23 protein-coding genes and 1 tRNA gene are annotated in these 23,212 nt (G+C 72.6%); 7 read left to right on the forward strand and 17 right to left on the reverse strand.

Annotated features, from left to right (window positions below; translation table 11 throughout):
• Window positions 1-485: 485 nt before the first annotated feature.
• Window positions 486-1,085, reverse strand: coding sequence for a c-type cytochrome (locus E2C05_RS05805; RefSeq protein WP_133218664.1), 600 nt, complete (start codon window positions 1,083-1,085; stop codon window positions 486-488).
• A complete protein-coding gene (locus tag E2C05_RS05810) occupies window positions 1,085-2,311 on the reverse strand; it encodes a PQQ-dependent sugar dehydrogenase (RefSeq protein WP_240046601.1) in 1,227 nt (408 codons plus the stop codon). Before E2C05_RS05810 ends, E2C05_RS05805 begins: the two co-directional genes overlap by 1 nt.
• Window positions 2,312-2,485: 174 nt before the next feature.
• On the opposite strand from E2C05_RS05810, the gene ahcY reads away from it, so the two are divergent.
• The gene (gene ahcY / locus E2C05_RS05815) at window positions 2,486-3,889 is read left to right on the forward strand and encodes an adenosylhomocysteinase (RefSeq protein WP_133218665.1); all 1,404 of its coding nucleotides are present in this window, start codon (window positions 2,486-2,488) and stop codon (window positions 3,887-3,889) included.
• A 60-nt stretch (window positions 3,890-3,949) separates the two neighbouring features.
• On the opposite strand, the gene E2C05_RS05820 is transcribed toward ahcY, so the two are convergent.
• The 3 genes from E2C05_RS05820 to E2C05_RS05830 all read right to left on the reverse strand — a co-directional run bounded on the left by E2C05_RS05820 (window position 3,950) and on the right by E2C05_RS05830 (window position 7,802).
• Window positions 3,950-5,032: a TRAP transporter substrate-binding protein gene (locus tag E2C05_RS05820; RefSeq protein ID WP_240046603.1), complete on the reverse strand. Its 1,083-nt coding sequence runs from the start codon at window positions 5,030-5,032 to the stop codon at window positions 3,950-3,952.
• 143 nt (window positions 5,033-5,175) lie between these two features.
• Window positions 5,176-6,390: a hypothetical protein gene (locus E2C05_RS05825; protein WP_133218667.1), complete on the reverse strand. Its 1,215-nt coding sequence runs from the start codon at window positions 6,388-6,390 to the stop codon at window positions 5,176-5,178.
• 170 nt (window positions 6,391-6,560) lie between these two features.
• Complete coding sequence (locus E2C05_RS05830) at window positions 6,561-7,802, reverse strand: NAD(P)/FAD-dependent oxidoreductase (RefSeq protein WP_133218668.1); 1,242 nt, start codon at window positions 7,800-7,802, stop codon at window positions 6,561-6,563.
• Between the two features lie 242 nt (window positions 7,803-8,044).
• On the opposite strand from E2C05_RS05830, the gene E2C05_RS05835 reads away from it, so the two are divergent.
• On the forward strand, window positions 8,045-8,458 hold the full coding sequence (locus tag E2C05_RS05835) for a DUF4149 domain-containing protein (protein WP_133218669.1): 414 nt from the start codon (window positions 8,045-8,047) through the stop codon (window positions 8,456-8,458).
• A gap of 94 nt (window positions 8,459-8,552) precedes the next feature.
• Here the strand turns inward: E2C05_RS05835 and E2C05_RS05840 are convergent, their stop codons facing one another.
• The 3 genes from E2C05_RS05840 to E2C05_RS05850 all read right to left on the reverse strand — a co-directional run bounded on the left by E2C05_RS05840 (window position 8,553) and on the right by E2C05_RS05850 (window position 10,740).
• A complete protein-coding gene (locus E2C05_RS05840; protein WP_133218670.1) occupies window positions 8,553-8,969 on the reverse strand; it encodes a hypothetical protein in 417 nt (138 codons plus the stop codon).
• Between the two features lie 252 nt (window positions 8,970-9,221).
• Window positions 9,222-9,869 carry a CoA transferase subunit B gene (locus tag E2C05_RS05845; RefSeq protein ID WP_133218671.1) on the reverse strand — a complete coding sequence of 216 codons (648 nt, stop codon included), beginning with the start codon at window positions 9,867-9,869 and terminating at the stop codon, window positions 9,222-9,224.
• 145 nt (window positions 9,870-10,014) lie between these two features.
• A complete protein-coding gene (locus E2C05_RS05850) occupies window positions 10,015-10,740 on the reverse strand; it encodes a CoA transferase subunit A (RefSeq protein WP_133218672.1) in 726 nt (241 codons plus the stop codon).
• 198 nt (window positions 10,741-10,938) lie between these two features.
• Here E2C05_RS05850 and E2C05_RS05855 point away from each other — a divergent pair.
• Window positions 10,939-11,014 (forward strand) — tRNA-Ala (locus E2C05_RS05855).
• A gap of 213 nt (window positions 11,015-11,227) precedes the next feature.
• Window positions 11,228-12,178: a hypothetical protein gene (locus tag E2C05_RS05860; protein ID WP_133218673.1), complete on the forward strand. Its 951-nt coding sequence runs from the start codon at window positions 11,228-11,230 to the stop codon at window positions 12,176-12,178.
• Between the two features lie 113 nt (window positions 12,179-12,291).
• On the opposite strand, the gene E2C05_RS05865 is transcribed toward E2C05_RS05860, so the two are convergent.
• Window positions 12,292-13,629, reverse strand: a complete 1,338-nt coding sequence (locus tag E2C05_RS05865; protein ID WP_133218674.1) for a hypothetical protein — start codon at window positions 13,627-13,629, stop codon at window positions 12,292-12,294.
• 311 nt (window positions 13,630-13,940) lie between these two features.
• Between E2C05_RS05865 and E2C05_RS05870 the strand changes: the two genes are divergently transcribed.
• From E2C05_RS05870 to cydB, 3 genes are all read left to right on the forward strand, one after another.
• The gene (locus tag E2C05_RS05870; protein WP_133218675.1) at window positions 13,941-14,222 is read left to right on the forward strand and encodes a hypothetical protein; all 282 of its coding nucleotides are present in this window, start codon (window positions 13,941-13,943) and stop codon (window positions 14,220-14,222) included.
• A 214-nt stretch (window positions 14,223-14,436) separates the two neighbouring features.
• Window positions 14,437-15,870 carry a cytochrome ubiquinol oxidase subunit I gene (locus E2C05_RS05875; protein ID WP_133218676.1) on the forward strand — a complete coding sequence of 478 codons (1,434 nt, stop codon included), beginning with the start codon at window positions 14,437-14,439 and terminating at the stop codon, window positions 15,868-15,870.
• A gap of 5 nt (window positions 15,871-15,875) precedes the next feature.
• A complete protein-coding gene (gene cydB / locus E2C05_RS05880; protein WP_133218677.1) occupies window positions 15,876-16,922 on the forward strand; it encodes a cytochrome d ubiquinol oxidase subunit II in 1,047 nt (348 codons plus the stop codon).
• Between the two features lie 352 nt (window positions 16,923-17,274).
• Here the strand turns inward: cydB and E2C05_RS05885 are convergent, their stop codons facing one another.
• The 8 genes from E2C05_RS05885 to E2C05_RS32835 form a co-directional block, all read right to left on the reverse strand.
• Window positions 17,275-18,060 carry an FTR1 family iron permease gene (locus tag E2C05_RS05885; RefSeq protein WP_133218678.1) on the reverse strand — a complete coding sequence of 262 codons (786 nt, stop codon included), beginning with the start codon at window positions 18,058-18,060 and terminating at the stop codon, window positions 17,275-17,277.
• A gap of 108 nt (window positions 18,061-18,168) precedes the next feature.
• The gene (locus tag E2C05_RS05890) at window positions 18,169-18,978 is read right to left on the reverse strand and encodes an EcsC family protein (protein ID WP_133218679.1); all 810 of its coding nucleotides are present in this window, start codon (window positions 18,976-18,978) and stop codon (window positions 18,169-18,171) included.
• A 295-nt stretch (window positions 18,979-19,273) separates the two neighbouring features.
• The gene (locus tag E2C05_RS05895; protein ID WP_133218680.1) at window positions 19,274-20,005 is read right to left on the reverse strand and encodes a choice-of-anchor W domain-containing protein; all 732 of its coding nucleotides are present in this window, start codon (window positions 20,003-20,005) and stop codon (window positions 19,274-19,276) included.
• A 199-nt stretch (window positions 20,006-20,204) separates the two neighbouring features.
• The gene (locus tag E2C05_RS05900; RefSeq protein WP_133218681.1) at window positions 20,205-20,594 is read right to left on the reverse strand and encodes a type II toxin-antitoxin system death-on-curing family toxin; all 390 of its coding nucleotides are present in this window, start codon (window positions 20,592-20,594) and stop codon (window positions 20,205-20,207) included.
• The gene (locus tag E2C05_RS05905) at window positions 20,591-20,815 is read right to left on the reverse strand and encodes an AbrB/MazE/SpoVT family DNA-binding domain-containing protein (RefSeq protein ID WP_133218682.1); all 225 of its coding nucleotides are present in this window, start codon (window positions 20,813-20,815) and stop codon (window positions 20,591-20,593) included. Before E2C05_RS05905 ends, E2C05_RS05900 begins: the two co-directional genes overlap by 4 nt.
• Before the next feature lie 77 nt (window positions 20,816-20,892).
• Entirely contained in the window at window positions 20,893-22,212 is a 1,320-nt protein-coding gene (hslU, locus tag E2C05_RS05910; protein ID WP_275670491.1) for an ATP-dependent protease ATPase subunit HslU, read from the reverse strand.
• A 7-nt stretch (window positions 22,213-22,219) separates the two neighbouring features.
• Window positions 22,220-22,795 carry an ATP-dependent protease subunit HslV gene (gene hslV / locus E2C05_RS05915; protein ID WP_133218684.1) on the reverse strand — a complete coding sequence of 192 codons (576 nt, stop codon included), beginning with the start codon at window positions 22,793-22,795 and terminating at the stop codon, window positions 22,220-22,222.
• A gap of 78 nt (window positions 22,796-22,873) precedes the next feature.
• A complete protein-coding gene (locus E2C05_RS32835; RefSeq protein WP_158291970.1) occupies window positions 22,874-23,017 on the reverse strand; it encodes a hypothetical protein in 144 nt (47 codons plus the stop codon).
• Between the last annotated feature and the right edge of the window lie 195 nt (window positions 23,018-23,212).

Consider the following 23,212-nt stretch of genomic DNA (forward strand, 5'->3'; position numbering starts at 1 on the left):
GCCCGGGCGCCCCCCCACCCCCGGGGCGGCGCGGCCGACCCGCCGCGCGGCGCGGGACTTGCGCCGACCGCGCCGGTTTGCTAGGAAAATAATCCGAAACACCCCACCCATGCCTGCCAGGGCGGCGGACCGGCACCGGCAAGCGCCGCAGGCGGGCGGGCGCCGGCCGGCGCGGCGCGGCCTCCGCCCCGCCGTCCCGATCCACCCGCATGCGGGTGCGGGCCAAGGAAGCGGCCGGGGCGCGCGGCGCCGGGCCCTGGCGCATAAAACGGCTCAATTCCTCAATTCCTCAGGGGCGGCAGCGCGGATCGTGGCCTTCGGGGCCGGTTTCCGCCGGATGGGGCCGGATCGGACTCAGTGGAATTGAGCCGGTCCGGCCGCGCCCGCGCCCTGCCGGCCGGTATGGGTGGCGACCGGCCCGGTCGCCCTTTCCAGCGCCGTCGCCGCGCGAAACCTGCGGACGCCCCGGCGTCCGCAGGCCGGCATCACTGGCGCTGTGCCAGGTAGTGCGCCAGGGCGCCGATCTCCGCATCGGTCACGCCGTACATCACCGCGTTCATGTTGGTGTCGGTCCCGCGCCGCGTGCCGTCGCGGTAGCCCTGCAGCGCATGCGCCAGGAATTCCTCCCGCTGGCCGGCGATGCGCGGGACCTGGTTCTGGCCGTGGTAGTCCGCGCGGTGGCAGATGCCGCAGCGCAGCCTTTCCGAAAGCCGGGCGCCCTCCTGCGCCAGGGCCTCCCGCGGCGCCGCCCGGTCCCCCGGCACGCCCGGCGGCAGGCTGGCATAGTAGGCCGCCAGGTCCTCCACCTGCTGGTCGCTCAGCCCCTGGGACAGCTGGTTCATCGGCGCGGCATCGCGGATGCCCTCGCGGAACAGGATCATCTGCAGGGTGACGAACTCGGCCTGCTGCGCGGCGAGGGAGGGGATGCCCGGCTGGGCCGACACGCCCTGCGCCCCGTGGCAGCCGCCGCAGGACCGCGCCTCGGCCACGGCGGCGCCGCGCGCCGCATCGCCGGCGGCCCAGGCCATGGGGACGAAGGCGGCGGCGGCCAGGACGGCCGCCGCCAGCACCCTTGCGCGCCGCATCAGTTCCCGTGGGTGATGCGGTAGATGGCGCCGTTCTGCTCGTCCGAGACCAGCAGCGACCCGTCGCGCCGCACCAGCACATCCACCGGCCGGCCGAGGAAGCGGTTGTTCGCCTCGTCCCGCAGACCGGTCAGGAAGGGCTCCACGCCCGTCACGTTGCCCTGCGCGTCCAGCTTCGCCACCGCCACGTCGTAGCCCGAGAGCCTGTCCCGGTTCCAGGACCCGCGGCGGGCGATGAAGATCTGGTTGCGGTATTCCGCCGGGAAGGCGGTGCCGGTGTAGAAGCGCATGCCCAGCGCCGCGACATGCGGGCCGAGCAGCGCCGCCGGCGCGGCGAATTCGCTGCAGGTGGCCGGGCCGCTGGCGATCGCCGGGTCGCGCCAGTTGGACGCGCAATAGGGGAAGCCGTGATCCTCCCCGCTGCGGCGGATGCGGTGCAGCGTGTCGTTCGGCATGTCGTTGCCGGCCCAGTCGCGGCCGTTGTTGGTCGCCCACAGTTCGCGCGTGGCCGGGTTCCAGTCGAAGCCGACGCTGTTGCGGATGCCCTTGCCCTCGATCCGCCGGCCGGAGCCGTCCGGGTTGAAGGAGACGATGAGGGCATGCGTGTCGCGGTTGTACTCGCAGATGTTGCAGGGCACGCCGATGTTCAGGTACAGCCGGCCATCCGGCCCGAAGGCGGCGAATTTCCAGCCATGGTGCTCCTCGGTCGGCAGGCCGAAGGCGGCGGTCAGGTCGGTCGGGGCGCCGGGATTGTCGAGCTTCCCTTCGATGCCGTCCCAGCGCAGCACGCGGTTGATGGCGACGACATAGAGCGCGCCGTCGCGCACCGCGATGCCGTTCGGGTTGTTGAGCTGGCCGGCGACGGTGCGGACCTGGCGCTGGCCGCCCTGGTCGCTGATGGCATAGACGCGGCCGATGGCGCGGGTGCCGACGAAGACGGTGCCGTTCGGGCCTTCCGCCATCATGCGGGCTCCCGGCGCGCCATGCGCCCAGAGCTCCACTTTGAAGCCGGCCGGCACCTTCAGCGCCGGCAGCGGCAGCTGGTCCGGCGGGGTCACGGTCAGCCGCGGCGCATGCGGCGCCAGGCTGGAGGTGGCCATGCTGTCCGGCCTTCCCTGCGCCCAGGCCGGGGCCGGGGCCTGCTGCGCCTGCGCAAGGCCGGGGAGCACCCCCAGGGACAGCGCCATGCCGGCACCCAGGCCGGCGGCGATGAGACGGGTTTTCATGCGGTTCGTTCCTCCCCACTGAACTTGGACGGACCATGGAGCGGGGATGGAGGATCCGCAAGACAGGCGCCAAGCCAGCGGATATAAAGACATGCTTATGTCTCGCGGATGCCCCTGGCCAAGCCGCGCCGGCCCGTGCTACGGGCGCGCCGACAGGAATAGGGATGCCGCGCGATGGCCGTTGCCGCCGACTACATGGTGAAGGACCTCTCCCTGGCCGATTGGGGCCGGAAGGAGATCGCCATGGCCGAGGACGAGATGCCCGGCCTGATGGCGGTGCGGAAGGAATACGACGCGGCCCAGCCGCTGAAGGGCGCCCGCATCGCCGGCTGCCTGCACATGACCATCCAGACCGCGGTGCTGATCGAGACGCTGAAGCATCTGGGCGCCGATGTCCGCTGGTCCTCCTGCAACATCTTCTCGACGCAGGACCACGCCGCGGCCGCCATCGCCGCATCCGGCACGCCGGTCTTCGCCGTGAAGGGCGAGACGCTGCCGGAATACTGGGACTACGTGAAGCGCACCCTGGAATGGGGCGATGGCGGCACGCCGAACGTCCTGCTGGACGATGGCGGCGACATGACGCTGCTGGTGCATTACGGCCTGCGCGCCGAACAGGGCGACACCGGCTTCCTCGACAAGCCGACGAACGAGGAAGAGGAAGTCTTCTTCGCCCTGATCAAGACCTGCCTGAAGACCAAGCCGGGCTGGTTCGCCCAGCTGGCCAAGAGCATCGTCGGCGTGTCCGAGGAGACGACGACGGGCGTGCACCGCCTGTACGTCATGGCGAAGGAAGGCCGGCTGCTCTTCCCCGCCATCAACGTCAACGACAGCGTCACCAAGTCGAAATTCGACAACCTCTATGGCTGCCGGGAATCGCTGGTGGACGCCATCCGCCGCGGCACCGACGTGATGATGGCCGGCAAGGTCGCCATGGTCGCGGGCTTCGGCGACGTGGGCAAGGGCAGCGCCGCCAGCCTGCGCAATGCCGGCTGCCGGGTGATGGTGAGCGAGGTCGACCCGATCTGCGCCCTGCAGGCGGCGATGGAAGGCTATGAGGTCGTGACGATGGAGGATGCCGCGCCGCGCGCCGACATCTTCGTCACCGCCACCGGCAATGTGGACGTCATCACCGCCGACCACATGCGGGCGATGAAGCACCGCGCCATCGTCTGCAACATCGGCCATTTCGACAGCGAGATCCAGGTCGCCGCGCTGCGGAACTACAAGTGGGACAACGTGAAGCCGCAGGTGGACGAGGTGGAGTTCCCCGACGGCAAGCGCATCATCCTGCTGTCGGAAGGCCGCCTGGTGAACCTCGGCAACGCCACCGGCCACCCGAGCTTCGTGATGTCCGCCAGCTTCACCAACCAGACCCTGGCGCAGATCGAGCTCTGGGCGAACCCGGGCAAGTACGAGAAGAAGGTCTACGTCCTGCCGAAGCACCTGGACGAGAAGGTGGCGGCCCTGCACCTCGAGAAGGTCGGCGCCAAGCTGACCCGGCTTTCGGCGCAGCAGGCCAGCTATATCGGCGTGGACCAGACCGGCCCGTTCAAGGCGGAACAGTACCGCTACTGAGCCCGGCCGGACCGGCGCGCAGGGAAGGGGGCGGGCGGCGACACCCGCCCCCTTCGCAATTCAGCGGGCCGTCGACACCGCGATGAAGTTCGCCAGGCTGTCCTCGGCCACGCGGAACCACTGCACCTGCTCCAGCCGGTGCCTGTCCCAGTGTTCCCAGACGCGGCGGAAGCGGCCGTCCTTCTCGCCAAGCTCGGCATACACCTCCTGCGTCGCGCGGTAGGTGGCGGCCAGCACGTCCCGCGGATAGGCCCGCAGCAGCGTGCCGGACCCGATCAGCCGCCGCAGCGCCGGCGGGTTCAGCACGTCGTAGCGCGCCATCACCCAGTGCCAGGTCTCGGTCCCCGCCGCCTCCATCGCCGCGCGGTAATGCGCCGGCAGCGCGTCCCACAGCTTGGCGTTGACCATCATGTCCACGGACGGCGCGTATTCCTGCCAGCCGGGGTAGTAGTAGTATTTGGCGATGCGGTGGAAGCCGAGCTTCTCGTCGTCATAGGGGCCGATGTATTCGGCGCCGTCGATCACCCCGCGTTCCAGCGACGGGTAGATGTCGCCGGGCGCCAGCTGCTGCGCGACGGCGCCCAGCCGCGTCACCACCGCGCCGCCCAGGCCGGCGATGCGGAATTTCAGGCCCTTCATGTCCTCCGGCGTGCGGATCTCCTTGCGGAACCAGCCGCCCATCTGGGCGCCGGTGCAGGCCATGGGGATCGCATGCACCCCCTGGTCGCGATAGACGTCGCGCATGATCTCCCGCCCGCCGCCGGCCTGCAGCCAGGACCAGGTGTGGCGGGAGGAGGGGCCGAAGGGCACCGCGGCGCCGATCGCCAGGGTCGGGTCCTTGCCGAAGTAGAAGCCGGCGCCGGTGAAGCCGCATTCGACCGAGCCCTGGCCGACCGCGTCCATCACCTGCAGCGCCGGCACGATCTCCCCGGGGCCGGAGGGGACGAGCTGGAAGGCGCCGTCCGTCAGTTCCGACACCTTCTGGCAGAAGCGTTCATGCGCCGCCCAGAGTGTGTCCACCGATTTCGGGAAGCTGCCCGGGCTTCGCCAGCGGATCCGCGGGGTCGCCGCGGCCAGGTTGGGGGTGGCCAGCGCCATGGCCGTGCCGGCGGCGATGCCGCCGGCTGCGCGTCGTCCGATCATCCGTTTTGCCTCCCGCATCCACGCCTTTGCTGGCGCTTGCGGTGAGCGTAACGGGTTCACGGCATGGTTGCAGCAGAAAACCCGCCGCCCGGCGCCGCCTGCCCCCGGGGGCCGGGTGCGGGCGGGCCGGCGATCCGCCCGGGTCAGGCGAAGGCGATGTCGCCCGGCGTCACCGCGGCATAGCCCTGCAGCAGGGCGGACCCGCCGTCCCAGGTCACCAGCGTGTCGCCGCCCACCACCTGCCGCGTCAGCGTCGCCGCCGCGGCGGCCGACAGCACCAGCCGGTCGCCGGTGGAGAAGGCCAGGTCGTCCAGGCCGAAATAGCCCGGCCCGTCCACCGACAGCGCGACGAGGTCCGCCCAGGCGGCGTCGAAGGCGACGGCCAGCGCCGTCTCCCCGGGCTGGTCCACCTTCGGGGCGGCGACGCTCAGCGTCACCGTGCCGCCATCCGCCCGCGTGCCGGTGAAGGTCACCGCCAGCCCCTCCGTCACTGCGGAGAGGCTGACGCCGTGCAGGTCGAAGGCCTCGCCCCGGGTGATGACGATGCCGGAGCCGCTGGCGCCCTCATAGCCCGGGATGCTGGCGCCGTTCTTCTCGCCGACGAAGGCGATCTGCCCGCCGGAGGATGCGGCATAGCCGAGGCCGGGATAGGCCCCGGGCTGGGCGATGCCGGCCTGCACCCAGGCGAAGCCGCCGTAATCCGGCGCGGCGAAGGCCAGCGGCGCCTCCGTCCCGCCGCCCAGGTCGATGTCGTCGAAGCTCAGGACCGTGAGGCTGCGGCTGAAGGCCGAGGCGACATCGGCCGAGCGGGTCGCCAGGTCGTCCAGCCCGAAATAGCCCGGTCCGTCGATGCCGAGGCTGCGGAGGTCCTGCCATTCCGCCCCGAAGCCGACGCTCAGCGGCACCTCCCCCGGGGCGTCCACCTTGGGGACGGCGACGGTCAGCGTCACCGTGCTGCCGTCCCAGCGCGTGCCGGTGAAGGTCACCGGCAGCCCGTCCGCCCCGGCGGAGGAGAGCGCGACGCCGAGCAGGTCGAAGCGCTCCCCGCGCGTGACGAGGAGGCCGGCGCCGCTGTCGCCCGCATAGCCGGCGATGCTGGCGCCGTTCTTCTCGCCGACGAAGGCGATCTGCCCGCCGGAGGATGCGGCATAGCCGAGGCCGGGATAGGCCCCGGGCTGGGCGATGCCGGCCTGCACCCAGGCGAAGCCGCCGTAATCCGGCGCGGCGAAGGCCAGCGGCGCCTCCGTCCCGCCGCCCAGGTCGATGTCGTCGAAGGTCAGGGTCCGGGCGGCGGCGAAGTCGCCCCAGGTCCGCGCCTGGCCATTGCGGACCAGCGTGATGCTCGTGACGCTCGACATGGATGTCTCCCGGCCTGGTTGTAACGGGAGAATAACCGTCGCGTCATGCAATCCACAAGCGATGTTCTATACTTAGAATATACTAATAGTTGTATTCGGGCCCATGATCCTGGGGCGGCCGCGCGGTCTGCCGTCCCGCCGCGGCATCCGGGCGGCCGGGCGGCCGGGCGTCAGAAGCGGTCGGCGCGGTAGGGCTCGGCCGCGACGAAGGGCGCCTCGCCCGTCATCATCTCCGCCAGCATGCGGCCGGTGGTGGGGCCCAGCGTCAGCCCCTGATGCGCATGGCCGAAGGCGCACCAAGCGCCGGCCTGCCCGGGCAGCCTGCCGATCACCGGCAGCATGTCCGGCATGCAGGGGCGCACGCCCAGCCAGGGCGCGTCCTCCACCTTCTCGGCCAGCGGCATCAGCGTCCGCGCGATCGGCTCCGCCCGTTCCAGCTGCACCGGCGTCGGCGGCGCATCCGGCCGGGCGAATTCGGCGCCGGTGGTCAGCCGGATGCCGGCGCGCATCGGCGCCAGCAGGAAGGCGCTTTCGGTATCGAGGATCGGCCGGTGCAGCACCGCATTGCCGCGCAGCGTGTAGTGCAGGTGGTAGCCACGCTTGCCGAAGATCGGCGGCGCATAGCCGAAGCGGCGCGTCACCTCGGCGGCGGCGATGCCCAGCGCGATGACGACCTCCCGCGCCTCCACCTCGCCCTCCGCGGTCCGCACCGCCCAGCCGGCGCCGGCGCGGCGCAGGCTGGTCGCGTCGCCGATCGCGAAGCGCCCGCCCTCGGCGGTGAACATCCCGGCATAGGCCAGCGTCAGCGCATGCGGGTCGCTGACCGACAGCGGGTCGGTCCAGTGGATGGCGCCAGCGCGCTGCGCCATGAAATGCGGCTCGGCCTCCGCCAGGCCGCGGCCGTCGAGCGCCACGAAATTCACCCCGTGCTGGCGGCGCGCCTGCTCCGCCTGCGCCAGGGCGGCGTCCAGCATGCGGGGGTCGCTGTACAGCCGCATCCAGCCGATCGGCCGCAGCAGCGCCTCGGCCGGGGTGCCGCGGGCCAGGGCCAGGTGCTCGTCCAGGCAGGTCTCGATCAGCGCGGCATGCGCCTGCATCGCGCGGGCGTAGCGCGCCGGTTCGGAATGCCACCAGTAGCGCAGCAGCGGCGCGGCGAAGAAGGGCATGGCCAGCGGATGGTAGACCGCATCGACCGAGCGGTTGCCGGCGATCCGCGCCATTTCCCCCACCGTGCGGGGGAAGGGATGCGGGAAGACCGCTTCCCGCTGGATCAGGCCGCCATTGCCGAAGCTCGCGCCCTCCCCCGGGCCGCGGCGGTCCACCAGCGTGACGTCGTAGCCGCGCCGGCGCAGATGCAGCGCGACGGAAACGCCGACCATCCCGGCGCCGAGCACGATGGCAGATGAAGGCATGCGGTCCTGTTCCCCGGCGGCACGATGCGAGTGTCCTGCCCGCGCCCCCCGCAGCCGGCGCGCGGGAGCGACCGGCAGGCCACGGAAGCCAGATGCTGGCGGCGCGATCCGAAGGGCGCCGCCACCGGCGGCGCCCTCCCGGCCTGGAACACTAGCGCCTTCGTGCGCTGCAACAATGGGGCCGGCGACAATGCGGCCGCCCGGGATTGCCGCGCGGCGCGGCGGGGCCATGTCGGCGGCGCATGATCCTTTCCGCCGCCGCCCTGCTCGCCACCGCCCTGCTGCTGGGCGGGATGGTGTTCTTCGCCGCCGCCGTCGCGCCGCTGGTCTTCACCCGCCTGCCGCCGGAATGGTCCGGCCGCTTCATCCGGCAGGTCTTCCCCGTCTACTACCTCTGGGTGCTCGGCCTGTCGGCCGCCGCTTCGGTGGCGCTGCTGCCGCTACGGCTGTGGGATGCGCTGGCGATGGCCGCGGTCGCGGCGCTGACGGCCTGGCTGCGGCAGGGGCTGATGCCGCGGATCAACGCGCTGTCGGATGCGGCCCAGGCCGGCGACGCGGCGGCGAAGCCGCGCTTCGACCGGGCGCATCGGCTGAGCGTGGTGCTCAACATGGCGCAGTTGCTGGTCGCGCTGGTGGTGCTGCTGCGCTTCGCCTGACCCTGCCGGCTGGCAGGGTTGCCCGCGCGCGGCCGCCACGCCGACCCTGCGCGCAACGCCGGGGTGCGGAAGCCGGGACATCCGCGCCCCGGCCTCAGCGGCGCAGCGCGCCGCCGCGGATCACCGCCAACAGATAGGTCCCCAGCAGCAGCAGATTGGGCACGACATTCGGCCAGAAGCCGGTGATGACCGAAAGCGCGCTGTCGCAGGCGAACCAGGCCAGGACGCCGGCGGTCAGCCCCATCCAGACCGGGCGACCCTGCGGGCCCAGCGCCTCCGCCGCCCGGAAGGCGGCCAGCATGCCCAGCGCCCAGCCGAGGCTGACCGCGCCCAGGACGCCGAGCGCGAAGCGCAGCGGCGGGTCCGCCGCCACCGGCGCGCCGCCCAGGCCGTGCAGCAGCAGCAGGACGGGGCGCTCCGTGGCCGGGATGGCGCCGCCCATCAGCACCAGGCCGAAGACGCCGACGGCGCCGCACCACGCCGCCAGCCAGCGTCGCCAGAAGACCGGCATCCTGTCCTTCCCTCCTCCCGTCGATGGCGAAGGGTCGGCGCAGCCCGGACGCGACGCCAATGCCGGAAGGGCATCGGCGGCGATACCAGCGGGGCCGGGTGGCGGAACCCTGGCCCCGGCGGACGCCGAGGAGGCGGCGACGCGGATGCCCGCGGCGGCGATGCCGATGGCGATCCCCGGCGGGCCAGTGTGCCGCCCGGCCATCCAGGCCGGCGCGCGAGGCCGCCGGCCGGGCGCGTCAGGCCTGCCGCGTCAGTTGCGGAAGGCGGGGGTGAACTCGGCCTCGGTCTTCGCCCGCAGCTCGTCCAGCGTCACCTCCGGCGCCAGCTCCACCAGCCGCACGGCGGTCTCGCCCTTGCGCGCCAGCTCGAAGACGCCGAGCTCGGTGATGACCATGTCCACCACCCGCGCGCCGGTCAGCGGCAGGGTGCATTCGCGCAGCAGCTTGGGCTTGCCGCCGGCGGTATGCTCCATCAGCACCACCACCTTCTTCACGCCGGCGACGAGGTCCATGGCGCCGCCCATCCCCTTCACCATCTTCCCGGGGATCATCCAGTTCGCCAGGTCGCCATTCGCCGCCACCTGCAGCGCGCCCAGGATGGACAGGTCGATATGCCCGCCGCGGATCATCGCGAAGCTGTCGGCCGAGGAGAAATAGCTGCTGGTCGGCAGGGCGGTGATGGTCTGCTTGCCGGCATTGATCAGGTCCGGATCCTCCTCGCCCTCATAGGGGAAGGGGCCGAGCCCGAGCATGCCGTTCTCGCTCTGCAGCTGCACGCTCATCCCCGCCGGGACGTGGTTCGCCACCAGGGTCGGGATGCCGATGCCGAGATTGACGTAGAATCCGTCCTGCAGCTCGCGGGCGGCACGCGCCGCCATCTGGTCACGGGTCCAGGGCACTGGAATCGCTCCTGCCATTCATGTGTTGCGGGGCCTTGCGGCCGGTGTCGTGGAAGCCGGGGCCGCGTCGGGGCGCCACGGACGCCGCGTCGCGGCGTCCATGCAGGCCCCTGGGCGGCCGCGCGGTGCCTGCGGGCACCATGCCCTAGTCCGCGCCGGCGGCGGCCGGCGCGCGCTGGCGGATGGTGCGCTGCTCGATCCGCTTCTCGTAGCCCGGCGGGCAGACGATCATGCGCTTCACGAAGATGCCCGGCGTGATGATGTGGTCCGGGTCGATCTCGCCCGGCTGCACCAGGTGCTCCACCTGCGCCACCGTCACCTTCGCCGCGGTCGCCATGATCGGGTTGAAGTTCCGCGCCGTCTTCCGGTAGACGAGGTTGCCTTCGGTGTCGGCCTTCCAGGCATGCACGATCGCCAGGTCGGCGACGATCCCGCGTTCCTGCACGTAGGTCTCGCCGTCGAACACCGCGGTCGGCTTGCCTTCCGCCACCGCGGTGCCGACGCCGGTCTTCGTATAGAAGGCCGGGATGCCGGCGCCGCCGGCGCGGATGCGCTCGGCCAGCGTGCCCTGCGGGTTGAACTCGATCTCCAGCTCGCCGGCCAGGAACTGCTCGGCGAAGGTCTTGTTCTCCCCCACATAGCTGCTGACCATCCGCTTCACCTGCCGCGTCTTCAGCAGCAGGCCGAGGCCCGCATCGTCGATGCCGGCATTGTTCGAGACGATGGTGAGGTCCTTCACGCCGGCATCGCGGATCGCCTCGATCAGCAGGGCTGGGATGCCGCACAGGCCGAAGCCGCCGGAATGGATCATCATGCCGTCCCGCAGCAGCCCGGCGAGCGCCGCCTTCGCATCCGGATAGACCTTCGACATGCTGGCCGCGTCTCCTCTCTGCAAGCCCGGGAAGTGGGCGGCAACCTAGAGCAGATCGGGGCCGGGCGGAAACGCCCCGCCGCGGGCGGCGGGCGCCTGTCGCGCCATGCCCGGCGGCGGCCGCGGAAATCGCCGCCGGCAGGCGCGGGAGCCCTTGCGGGGCCGGCGGGCGGCGGCTATACGCCGCGCTCTCTCCGGGGGGCCATAGCTCAGTTGGGAGAGCGCTTGAATGGCATTCAAGAGGTCGTCGGTTCGATTCCGATTGGCTCCACCACTCCGCTGAAGGGCCCGGTTGCCGCCGCGACCGGGCCCTTTGCATGTCCGGGCCCTGCCGGCGCCCTCCACCGCGCAGGCACGACCGCGCGCCACCCCCGCCCGACCAGCCGCGGCGCCCGGCCGGGCCCGGCGTCACCGGCCTGGGCACACCCTTTCTTCACGCCCCCCATGCTTAGGTTTCGCCGCCGGGCGCAGGAGGGCCCGCGGCCCGATGCGCCTCGCCCTGCTGCCTGCCGGCCGCCTGTCCATCGCCTGGGATCCCTGGCGCCGGCTCGCCCAATGGTGGCGGCGGGAAACCGGGCCTGACCTCTCCCTACCGGACGACCTCGCGCCGCCGGGCATGGCGCCGGCGCATGGCCACGGCGTCGCCGCGCTGCACGCCGCCGCCACGGCGCAGCCCTCGCAACCCGAAGCGCGGGCCGCCTGGGCCGACCGGCTCTGGGGCCCCGGCTTCGCCCTGCCGGGGGGAGAGGCGGAGATCCTCCGCCTCGCCTTCCTGCTGCCGCTCTCCCCGGCCACGACGCTGCTGCTGGTGGGGCGGGATGCCGGCGGTGCCGCGGCCTGCCTCGCCGCCCAGCGCGGCGCCTGGGTCGCCGCGCATCAGCATGACTGCTGGATGGCCGACCGCGCGGAGCCGCTGCTGAAGCCCTTCGGCCGGCGCGCCGCGCTGGCCGCCTGGGATCCCGCCGCGCCCGCCTTCCGGCCGCGCTTCCATCACCATGCCCTGGCGCTGGAACCGATGCTGGCCGGCACCGCGCCGGATGCCTTCTTCCCGGCCCTGGCCACCGGGCTGAAGCCCGGCGCGCAGGTAGTGCTGGTGGAGACGGTGCTGGCCGGCGACCCCGCCAGCCCCGGCCTGGCGCGCTGGCTCGCCCTGGACGAGCGGCCGACCCTGCCCCCGCCGCGGGAGGTGGTGGAGGAGGCGCTGCAGCGGGCCGGCTTCACCCTGCACGTCACCGAATCCATCGGCGGCCGCCACACCGCCGCGGCGACGGATGCCTGGATGCGCCTGCTGGCGGAATTGCGCGAAGGCGGGCGGCCCGGCGCCGCCGTGGAAGCCGCCGCCCTGGTGGCGGAGGCGGAGCGCTGGCTGCTGCATCACCGCCTGCTGCGCGGCGGCAGCATCGCCGTGCTGCGCTGGCACGCGACGCTGCGCGGCTGACCGTCGCATCATGCCAAGGGCCGCATGGAACGACCTGCGGCCGGCGCCGGACGGCGCCCGCCGCTTCAGGGCACCGGGACAAGACCGACGCTGATCTCGAATGACCGCCGGTATCAGCCCGGCCGGCCGGTGCATCCCGCCTGGGTCGGGCCCAGCAGCAGGCTGGTGGCGAAGGACAGCGGCTGCCATCCCGGCATGCCAGGCTGCGCGCCATCCCGCAGCGCGGCCCATTTGCAGGCGAAGGCGGTCGGGCGGTGGCGGAACAGCTCGGTCCGCGCCGGGTCCAGCTCGGTGAAGTGCAGCGGCCGGTCCCAGCCCTGCCGCGTCGTCGCCAGCAGCAGGACGCAGCCGAGCAGGAGGATGGCGCCGAGGCCGAGGCCGCGCAGCAGCAGCGCCGGCAGAGGCAGCACCAGCAGCAGGATCAGCAGCGCCGGCAGCAGCAGCCTCTCCCCCGGGTTCACCACGTTCTGCACCAGGTCGGGCAGCACGGCGAAGCCGGCCAGCAGCAGCCCCGCCGCCAGCAGCGCCGGCCAGGCCAGGCGGCGGTCCCGCCAGGCGGCCTGCAGGCCGAGCAGGAGCGCGAGGCCGAGGCCGGCGGCGAACAGCGCATTCGCCGCCGCGCCGCCCCAGTGCAGCGCCGGCCGCAGCGCCGCGTCGCCGCCGGTGGCGAAGACGAAATTGTGGTAGGGGCCGAGCTTCGCCAGCGTATAGGCCTTGTAGCCGAGGAAGGCGGCGACGCCGCCGAGGCTGCGCGCCTCCGTCGCCTGGCCGCCGGCGCCCGCCGCCAGGTACCACAGCGTCAGCGCCGCCGCCGGCAGCAGGCCGAGGATGGTCGGCAGCAGCCGCCACCGCAGCAGCGCGCTGAGGCCGAGCAGCAGGCCGAAGGCGGCGAAGACCATGGCATGGGTGAAGAAGATCAGCAGGCTGAAGGCCAGGATCGGCAGCGCCTGGCCCCGCCGCGCCTCCGGCAGCAGGAACCAGGCGCCCAGCAGCAGCAGGCCAAGCTGGTAATTGGCGTAGCCGTTCCAGAAGCCGGCATGCAGGAACACCGCGACCAGCAGCACGGCCGCGAAGGCGCCCGGGGCCTGCGGCTGGTAGCGCCACCCGAGCGCGAGGGCGAGCGCGACCGCCGCCGCGACCAGCGCCAGCAGGAAGGCCTTCGCCGCCACCGCGGCGGGCAGCGCCAGCGAGAGCAGGCCGAGCATCGCCTGCACGCTGCTGTTCGGCACCGGCCAGGTGGCGAGCGAGAGGCCGGGCAGGCTCTCGCCGCCGAGGATCCGCGCCAGCAGGTCGCCCTGCCAGGCCCATTCGGGGAAATCCTGCAGCGGCGGGTAGGGCGGCAGGAGGATGGCGAGCGCGGCGGCGAGGCCTAGGGCGCAGCACAGCGCGACCCAGCCTGCCTCGGCCATGGCGGGGCGCGCCTGCGGCAGCGCGGCGGAGGAAGACGGCAAGGCGGTGTCCCGTCGGTGGTGCCACCCTTCTCCCGGTCCCCGCCACCGCTGGCCATTGAACCCTGCGTGCGGCCGCCTGACGTCCGCGCGCGGCACCTGCACGGCACCCGCGCGGCAACGGGCCAGGCGATGCGACTCGCGCTTGACGCGGGCCGGCCCGCGGGTCCAGGGTGCGGGCATGTCCAGCTTCGGGATCGCCCTTTTCGCGCGAATTACCGGCCCGGCCGCCTGAGCCGCGCTGCCGTTCGGGGCGGCGCGCCTGCGCCGCCGGGTTCACGGTTCAAACCCCTCGCCGAAACGGATGCTTCCCGATGACCGATTGTCCCGATCACGACCTCGTCGCCGCCCGCTTCCTCGTCACCGCGGAAGCCTCGCCCGGCCTGCTGCCGCGGCTGCTCCAGCCCCTCGCCAAGCGCGACCTGACGGCCGATGCCGTGCTGGCCCGGCGGCAGGGCGACTTGGTGCACACGGAAATGGTGATGGAGGCGATGCCAGCGGGAATGGTACATCTCGTCGCCGGCAACCTCGGCCAGGTGTTCGGCGTGCTGGACGTGCGGGTCGAACGCCCCGCCGCCCTTCGCGCCGCCGCCTGATCCCGCCCGCCTCCGGGTTTCGTGGCGCGGCCGTGCCGCGTCGCGGGGATGGCCCCGCGTTGCCGTCGGCCAGGTGGCCGGCCGGGAAGGAGTGAGGGGACGATCCGGCGGGACGCGCCGTGCCGCCCGCGGCGGCCATGGCACCTTTCCCGGCGCGGCGCGTCCTTCTCCCCGACCGGCCTCCGCGGCCGCCACCAGAATGGGGCCCGCACCCATGCCGGATGCCTTGCCGAGCGCGCTCGACCTCGCGCGCTTCCAGTTCGCCTTCACCGTCACCTTCCACTTCCTGTTCCCCGCCTTCACCATCGGGCTGGCCAGCTACCTGGCGGTGCTGGAGGGGCTGTGGATCTGGAAGGGGGATGCGAAGTACCTCGACCTCTTCCGCTACTGGCTGAAGGTCTTCGCCGTGAACTTCGCCATGGGCGTCGTCTCCGGCATCGTGCTGTCCTACCAGTTCGGCACGAACTGGTCCGCCTGGTCGGACCGGGTGGGGCCGGTGCTCGGCCCGCTGATGGCCTATGAGGTGCTGACGGCCTTCTTCCTCGAGGCCGGCTTCCTCGGCGTCATGCTGTTCGGCCTCGGGCGCGTCGGGCGCGGGCTGCATTTCACCGCCACCTGCCTGGTCGCCATCGGCACGCTGATCTCCGGCTTCTGGATCCTGTCCGCCAATTCCTGGATGCACACGCCGGCCGGCCATTCCATCGCGCCCGATGGCCGCTTCATGCCGGAGGACTGGTGGGCGATCGTCTTCAACCCGTCCTTCCCCTTCCGCTACCTCCACACCATCACCGGCGCCTTCCTGACCACGGCGATGATCGTCGGCGCGGTCGGCGCCTGGCACCTGCTGCGGGACCGGCGCAACGAGCGGGCGCGGACCATGTTCAGCATGGCGATGTGGATGGCCGCCGCCGTCGCGCCGGCGCAGGCCTTCTTCGGCGACATGCAGGGGCTGTGGGCGCTGCACTACCAGCCGCAGAAGGTCGCCGCCATGGAGGGCCACTGGGAGACGCAGGCGCCCGCGCCGCTGATCCTGTTCGGCATCCCCGACATGCAGCGGGAGGAGACGCGCTACAAGGTCGAGATCCCCTATCTCGGCAGCCTCATCCTCAAGCACAGCCTGGAGGGCGAGCTGAAGGGGCTGAAGGACTTCCCGAAGGAGGACCGGCCGACCAACGTGCCGCTGGTCTTCTGGTCCTTCCGCATCATGGTCGGCATGGGCCTGCTGATGATCGGGCTCGGCGCCATGTCGCTGCTGCTGCGCTGGAAGGGGCGGCTGTACGACAGCCGCTGGTTCCTGCGCTGGACGGTGGCCATGGCGCCCTCCGGCCTCATCGCCGTCACCTTCGGCTGGATCACGACCGAGGCGGGGCGGCAGCCCTTCACCGTCTACGGCCTGATGCGCACGGCCGAGAGCGCGAGCCCGATCGCGGCGCCGGCGCTCGCCACCTCCATCGCCATGTTCGTCACGGTGTACTTCGTCGTCTTCGGCGCCGGCATCTGGTACCTGCTGAAGCTGTTCCGCCAACCGCCGATGCCGCAGGAGCATGGCGTGGAATCGGAGCCGCCGACCCGCACCGCCGGCATCACGCCGGTGGCGTCCGTCAACCCCGACCGCGTCGTGCAGGCGCGGCCGCAGCCGGCGGAGTGACGCGGATGAGCGCTGAGACGATCGCCACGATCTGGGCCTTCCTGATCGCCTTCGCCGTCTTCCTGTACGTGTGCATGGACGGCTTCGACCTGGGCGTCGGCATCCTGTTCCCCTGGATCGAGGGGCAGGAGGAGCGCGACCTGTCGGTGAACACCGTCGCGCCCGTCTGGGACGGCAACGAGACCTGGCTGATCCTGGGCGGCGGCGGGCTCTTCGCCGCCTTCCCGCTGGCCTATGCCGTGGTGATGCCGGCGGTCTACATGCCGATCATCATCATGCTGCTGGCGCTGATCTTCCGCGGCGTCTCCTTCGAGATGCGGTTCCGCGCCGCCAGCCCGCGGCAGCTGTTCCTGTGGGACTGCGCCTTCTGCGGCGGCAGCTATGTCGCCAGCTTCGCGCAGGGCGTGGTGCTGGGCGCGCTGGTGCAGGGCGTGCAGGTCAGCGGCCGCGCCTATGCCGGCGGCTGGTGGGACTGGCTGTCGCCCTTCTCGGTGCTGACCGGCTTCGCGGTGGTGGCGGGCTACGGGATGCTGGGCGCCTGCTGGCTGGTCTGGAAGACCGAGGACTGGCTGCAGGAGCAGGTGAAGGCGCTGGCGCGGCGGACCACGCTGCTGACGCTGGGCTTCATGGCGCTGGTCAGCGCCATCGTCCCATTCCTGCTGCCGCAGTTCCGCGCCCGCTGGTTCGACTTCCCCATCATCCTGACGGCGGCGCCGGTGCCGATCCTGGTGGTGGTGCTGTCCGTGCTGCTGTTCCGCGGGCTGGCGCGGGCCGGACGCTACACGCCGACGACGAGCATGATCTGGCGCGACGGCATCCCCTTCGCCTGCGCGCTGGGGCTGTTCTTCCTGGCCTATACCGGGCTCGGCATCTCCATGTGGCCCAACATCGTGCCGCCGGACATCACCATCTGGGACGCCGCGTCGCCGCGGTCCTCGCAGGTGTTCATGCTGGTGGGCTCGGCGGTGCTGATCCCGATCATCCTGGCCTATACCGGCTACGCCTACTGGCTGTTCCGCGGCAAGATGAAGTCCGGCCAGGGCTACCACTAGGCGATGGCCCAGGGGATGAACCGGAGGATGAGCCGGGGGACGGCACGGCGGCTGCTGTGGTTCGCCGGGCTCTGGGCCGCGGGCGTGGCGGCGGTGGGGCTGCTGGCCCTGGTGCTGCGCGGGCTGCTGCGGCTCTGAAAACGGCACGGGTTCGGATGCGCCCGTCCGAACGCGATAGGGCCTCGCGGCGGGCGGTGTCGTAAGGCCGGCATCGCCGCCGATGGCGATGGCAGCGCGCGTCCCGGGATGCGGGCCGCGCCATCGTCATCGGCCTGGTGGCGGACCGGGCCGGACGCTTCGCGCGCAGCCGCCGCGCGGCGGACCCGGGGTTTCGCCCCGGGATCCGGGCGCCTCACTCCGCCGCGGCGTGCCCGGCGACCGGAAGGCGCTTCGGCCAGGCCAGCACGAGCGCGGCGCCGGCCAGGACCATCGCCTGCGCGACCAGGCCCTCCCAGCTCGGCGACAGGCCGATGGCCTCGGCCAGCGGCGGCAGCTCGGCCGGGGTGAAGGAGATGATGGCCTGTTCCTGGAATTCCTGCAGCCCGGCCGCCACCAGCCGCGCCGCCATCAGCAGCAGGAACAGCGAGGTCACCCGGAACAGCGGCCGCAGCGGCAGCCGCACCGCGGCGCGGATGATGAGGTACCAGAGCAGGCCGAGGCCGACCGCACCCGCCGCCAGCCCGACCAGCATGCCGGGCAGCGATTCCTCCGACCCCAGGGCGCCGAGGAACAGCGCGGTCTCCGCCCCCTCGCGGAACACCGCGAGGAAACCGATCAGGCCCAGCGCCACCGGCACGCTGTCGGCCGCCAGCGCGGCATGGGCCTGGCGCTGCAGCGTCGCCGCCCAGGCCCGCGGGTCCGACCGCCGCCAGAGGAAGCCGCCGGTCCAGAGCATGAGGCCGGCGGCGAGCAGGCAGGTGACGCCCTCCACCGTGTCGTCATGCACGCCGCCGCGCCAGGCGGCATAGGCGCCGGCGGTGGCGAGGCTGGCTAGCAGGCCAAGCCCCGCCCCGGCCCAGAGCGCGCCGATGCGCGCCGGCGCGACCTTGCGCAGCAGGGCGGCGAGGGCGGCAAGGACAAGGATGGCCTCCAGCCCCTCCCGCAGGAGGATGAGGGCGGATTCGAGGGCGACGGACATGCGTGGCACCTGCAATTGCGAGTGGTTCGCAAGAACATAGGCGCCGGGCCGTCGGCGTCGCGTGAATTCGGCTCCATGCCAGGCGCGTGAGCAGCCCGGCCACCGCTGTCAGCCGATGGCCGGCCGTTCCCGCAGCCGCTCATAGGTGGCGCGGACCAGCGCGGGGCCGTGCCTTCGCTCCAGCCGGCGGACGGTGAAATGGGCGCGGGCGATGCCGCGGAAATGCTCGAGGAAGGCGAGGTTCACCGCCGCCCCGCCGGCCGCCCCGACCACCGGCGCCGCCTGGGCGGACAGCTTGAAGGCGACCGGCGCCCCGAAGCGCGCGGCGACGGCGCCGAGGAAGCCGGGCAGGAACTGCGCGACGCCGCGGCCGACCGCTGCCTGCACCGCCTCGGCCAGGGCCAGGCGCAGGGCGAAATAGCCGCTCTCCGTCTCGTCATCCTCCGGCGTGCGGCCGCCCAGGGCGAAGACCTTCAGGCATTCCGCCTGCACCGCCGGGTCGGCCAGGTCCTCCCCCTGCTCGGCGGCGATGGCGGCGACCTGACGCAGCAGCAGGGTGGTGGAGACGGGCAGTTCCAGCAGCGTCCCCGGCAGGCCCAGCGCCCCGCCGGCGGCGCCCGAGGCGGCGAGGAGGCCGCGATGCAGCCATTCCCCCGGCAGCCGGCCGGGCGTGCCGCCGGGATTGCTGCGCAGGGCGGCGCGCAGCGCGGCGTCCAGCGCCCGCCGCACCGCCGAATCCAGCCCGGCCTGGGCGAAGGATGGCAGGCGGCGCTTCAGCGCCTCCACCGAGCCACCGACCAGGGCGGCAAGGCGGACGGGCAGCGAGGTGCCCTCCAGCACCACCACGGCGGCGTCGAGCTCGGCGAGTTCAGCCTCGGACAGGGCGGGGACGGGGAGGAGGCGGTCGGGGTCTGGCATGGCCTGGGATGAACCCGGGGTTGGGGCAAGGGTTCGCCGGCCGGAAGAATGGGGCCACCCGGACGGCCCCGCCAGGGCGGACGCCGCGCCGGGACGGCGAGGGCAGCCGACGCCCCGGCGCAGGGAAGGCCGGCGGCGGCGGCCGTCGCAGCCTGGGGCTTGGGACGGGTCGACCAGCCCGCCATGTCAGGCACAGCCCGGGCGCGCCCGCCGCGAGCCTCCCGCCGCCACGGCGGGGGCCGGGTCGCCCGCAGGAAGGACCTGCGCGGGGAGCCCCGGCCTCCCGCCGGTCGGTTCAGCCGGCCCGGGCGCTGGCCGCGGAACCGCGCCGCGCCACGCCCAGCGCGGCCAGGCCGAGACCCAGCAGGGCGATGCCCGCCGGCTCCGGCACGGGGGGCGGGACGGCAAGGTTGGTCAGCTTGAACTGCACGGAGGGCACGGCCCCCGCCCCGGGGCCGCCGGTCATGGCGATGGTGCCGGTCAGGTTCCAGGCGGAGGACCAGGTGAAGTTCGACACGCGCAGGTAGTCCCCGCCGCTGTCGCCGGCCAGCGTGGGCAGGGCGTTGCCGCTCAGCGCGAGCCCGGCGATCGTGGTGTCGGCCCCGCCCGACCGCGCCACCGCCCGGATGAACAGCGTCTGCGTGGCGGCGAGGGAGACGGTGTAGGTCACATCCTGGAATCCGCTGCCGCGATCGATGCCGAAGCGGAGATCCGAGCCGTCATAGGCGAGGCGGAAGGGCAGCGCCGTGCCGTTCCAGAGGCCTCCGCCGGTGAGGCCGCTGATGTTCACCGTGGCGGTCGGCGCCGAGGTGTTCGGGCCGATATTCCATTCGGCCTGGGCTGCCGTCCTGCCGTTGTCGCCGTTGCGAGCCTCCGCCACCGCCTGCTCGCAGGCGACGCCGTTGCAGAGCGTGCTGAAGGTGGTGTCGTAATTCGCCAGCAGCGTCGTCACCGGCGCCGCCTGCGCGGCGCCGGCGGCCAGCACCGCCCCGGCCAGGGCGGCGAGCAATCTCGTCATGTCCAGCATGGCTCCGTGGGGGCGCTGCCGATCAGCGTCCCCCCGCGGAAGGATAGGTAACTGAACTGGTATCGTCGTTCCAGAATATTGCTTGATCGGAGATTGGTGACCAGGGAGGCGGATTTGCCGATGCGTTGCAGGAAATTGCGGCGACGGCGATGGCAAGGGCGTGTCGGGCAGGGCGCCCCGCTGCCGGCCCGGGCCGTCTTCAACCCTGCCGGCGCAGATCGTCCCGCAGCCAGGCGGCGAAGCCCTCCTCCGGCAGGTCGCCGGCGGCGAGGTCCAGCATCACCACCACGCATTCGGCATCGCCGGCGACCAAGTCCAGGCCGTTCAGGACCAGGAAGGTCCCGACCGCCACATGGGCCCTGCGCTTGTTGCCATCCACGAAGGGGTGGTTGCGCGCGATCCCGAAGCCCAAGGCGGCGGCCAGTTCCGGCAGGTCCGGCTGCCCATGGGCGGGAAGGTTCCGCGGCCGCGCCAGCGCGCTCTCCAGCAGGCCGAGGTCGCGGAGGCCCTCGCCGCCGCCATGCTCGGCCAGTTGCTCCTCATGGATGGCGAGCACGACGTCCGGCGTCAGCCAGACGGGCGCGGTCACTTCGCCAGTTCGCGCGGCACGGCGCGGCGACGGCGCATGACATCCCGCGCCACCTCCATCTGCCGCTCGAATTCCGGGTCGCGCCGGACGACCCGGAAGCCGTCCGGCGTCTCGATCACCTGCACGGTATCGCCCCCGGCCAGCCGCAGACGGGTGAGGAGTTCCTCCGGCAGGACCACCCCCGCCGAGTTCCCGACGGCGCGCAGCTTCAGCGTGGCCATGGCGGCGCTTCCCTGATGGGCACGCGCGGCATCACGCGCGTGCCCTCAAGTTGCCCACACATCCGCCATGACGCCGCCTACAGGATGTAGCGGCTCAGATCGGCGCTCCCGGCCAGCGGCGCGACCTTTTCCTGCACATAGGCGGCATCCACCGGCACGCGGTCGCCCGGGCGGTCGCTGGCGGTGAAGCTGATCTCCTCCAGCAGCCGCTCCATCACCGTCGCCAGGCGGCGGGCGCCGATATTCTCGACCCTGGCATTGATGTCCGCCGCCAGGTCGGCGATGGCGTCGACCGCGTCGCCGCCGATGTCGAGCGTCACGCCCTCCGTCCCCAGCAGCGCGACATACTGCTTGATCAGGCTGTGCTCCGGCTCGGTCAGGATGCGGCGCATGTCGTCGCGGGTCAGCGCCGCCAGCTCGACGCGGATCGGCAGGCGGCCCTGCAATTCCGGCAGCAGGTCGCTGGGCTTCGACAGGTGGAAGGCGCCGGAGGCGATGAAGAGGATGTGGTCGGTCTTCACCGGGCCATGCTTGGTGGTGACCGTCGTGCCCTCGATCAGCGGCAGCAGGTCGCGCTGCACGCCCTCGCGGGAGACATCGCCGCCGCGCACGCCGTTCTCCGACCCCCGCGCGATCTTGTCGATCTCGTCGAGGAAGACGATGCCGTTGTTCTCGGCATTGGCGACCGCATCGCGGGTCAGCTGTTCCTGGTCCAGCAGCTTGTCGGCCTCGTCCTTCAGCAGGACCTGCCGCGCCTCGGCCACCGTCATCTTCCGCGGCTTGGTGCGGCCGCCGAACATCTTGCCCAGCATCTCCTGCATGTTCTGCATCTGGATGCCCTGCGCGCCGGGCAGGTCCATCATGCCGATCGGCATCCCGCCGCCCTGGTCGGACACCTGCACCTCGACCTCGCGGGTCTCCAGGCTGCCTTCGCGCAGCATGCGGCGGAATTTCATGCGGGTCTCGCCCGACGCGCCTTCGCCCACCAGGGCGGTCACCAGGCGTTCCTCGGCCGCCAGCTCCGCCTTGGCCTGCACCGACTTGCGGCTCGCCTCGCGGGTCTGGGTGATGGAGACCTCGATCAGGTCGCGGATGATGCTCTCGACGTCGCGGCCGACATAGCCGACCTCGGTGAACTTCGTCGCCTCCACCTTCAGGAAGGGGGCGTTGGCGAGCTTGGCCAGACGGCGCGCGATCTCGGTCTTGCCGCAGCCGGTCGGGCCGATCATCAGGATGTTCTTCGGCACCACCTCCTCGCGCAGCCCTTCCGGCAGCTGCTGGCGGCGCCAGCGGTTCCGCAGGGCGATGGCGACGGCGCGCTTGGCGTCCTTCTGGCCGACGATGTAGCGGTCGAGCTCGGAAACGATCTCCCGCGGGCTCAGGTTCACGGCTTCCACGGGCATCTCAGGCGGCTTCCAGGGTTTCGAGCACGATGTTGCCGTTGGTGTAGACGCAGATGTCGCCGGCGATGGCCATGGCGCGGCGGCAGATCTCCTCGGCCGACAGGCCCTCGACCGGCAGCAGGGCGCGGGCCGCGGCCAGGGCGAAATTCCCGCCCGAGCCGATGCCGATGACGGCATCCTCCGGCTCCAGCACGTCGCCCTGGCCGGTCAGCAGCAGGGACCGCCGGGCATCGGCGACCGACAGCAGCGCCTCCAGCCGGCGCAGGTAGCGGTCGGACCGCCAGTCCTTGGCCAGTTCGACGCAGGCGCGCTCCAGCTGGTCCGGGAAGCGTTCGAGCTTGGCTTCCAGCCGTTCCAGCAGGGTGAAGGCATCGGCGGTGGCGCCGGCGAAGCCGGCCAGGACCCGGCCATTGGCGATGCGCCGGACCTTCCGGGCATTGCCCTTCACCACGGTCTGGCCGAGCGAGACCTGGCCGTCGCCGGCCATGGCCACGGTGCCGCCCTTGCGGACCGAGAGGATGGTGGTGCCGTGCCAGCCGGCGAAATCCGGCTGGCCGGGGGAGGAATGGGAAGACATGGCGGCGGATGTGGGCCTTGCCGCCCCCGCGGGCAACGGGATGGCCCGAATGGGCTATTGCGGCCCGGCCCGGCAGCGTCATGCCCCGGGCGCCCGCCGCCCGCCGTTGATCAGGTCGCGGATGGTCAGGCCGGGCCCCGGCGTCACCCCGCCCCGCAGGCGCCGCGCCTCAGCCGCCGTCGCAACGTCCTGCTTCGGCACCCCCGGCACCAGCCGGGCCACCGCCCGTCAATCCCGGGTGATCACCACCCCCTCCCCCTGCTCCACCCGATCGAGCATGGCGCCGGGCTGTCCCGCAGCCTCCGGCGCGCCGCTCTCGCGCACGCGCCGCCTCCGCGCCGATCGCCGCGGGCTGCCATCCCGCCCGGCCCGGTTGCGACCCCCGCGCGCCCTCCGCCCGCCCTGGCGCCCCGGGCA

This window comes from Paracraurococcus ruber, assembly GCF_004353985.1.
GTDB classification, from domain to species: domain Bacteria; phylum Pseudomonadota; class Alphaproteobacteria; order Acetobacterales; family Acetobacteraceae; genus Paracraurococcus; species Paracraurococcus ruber.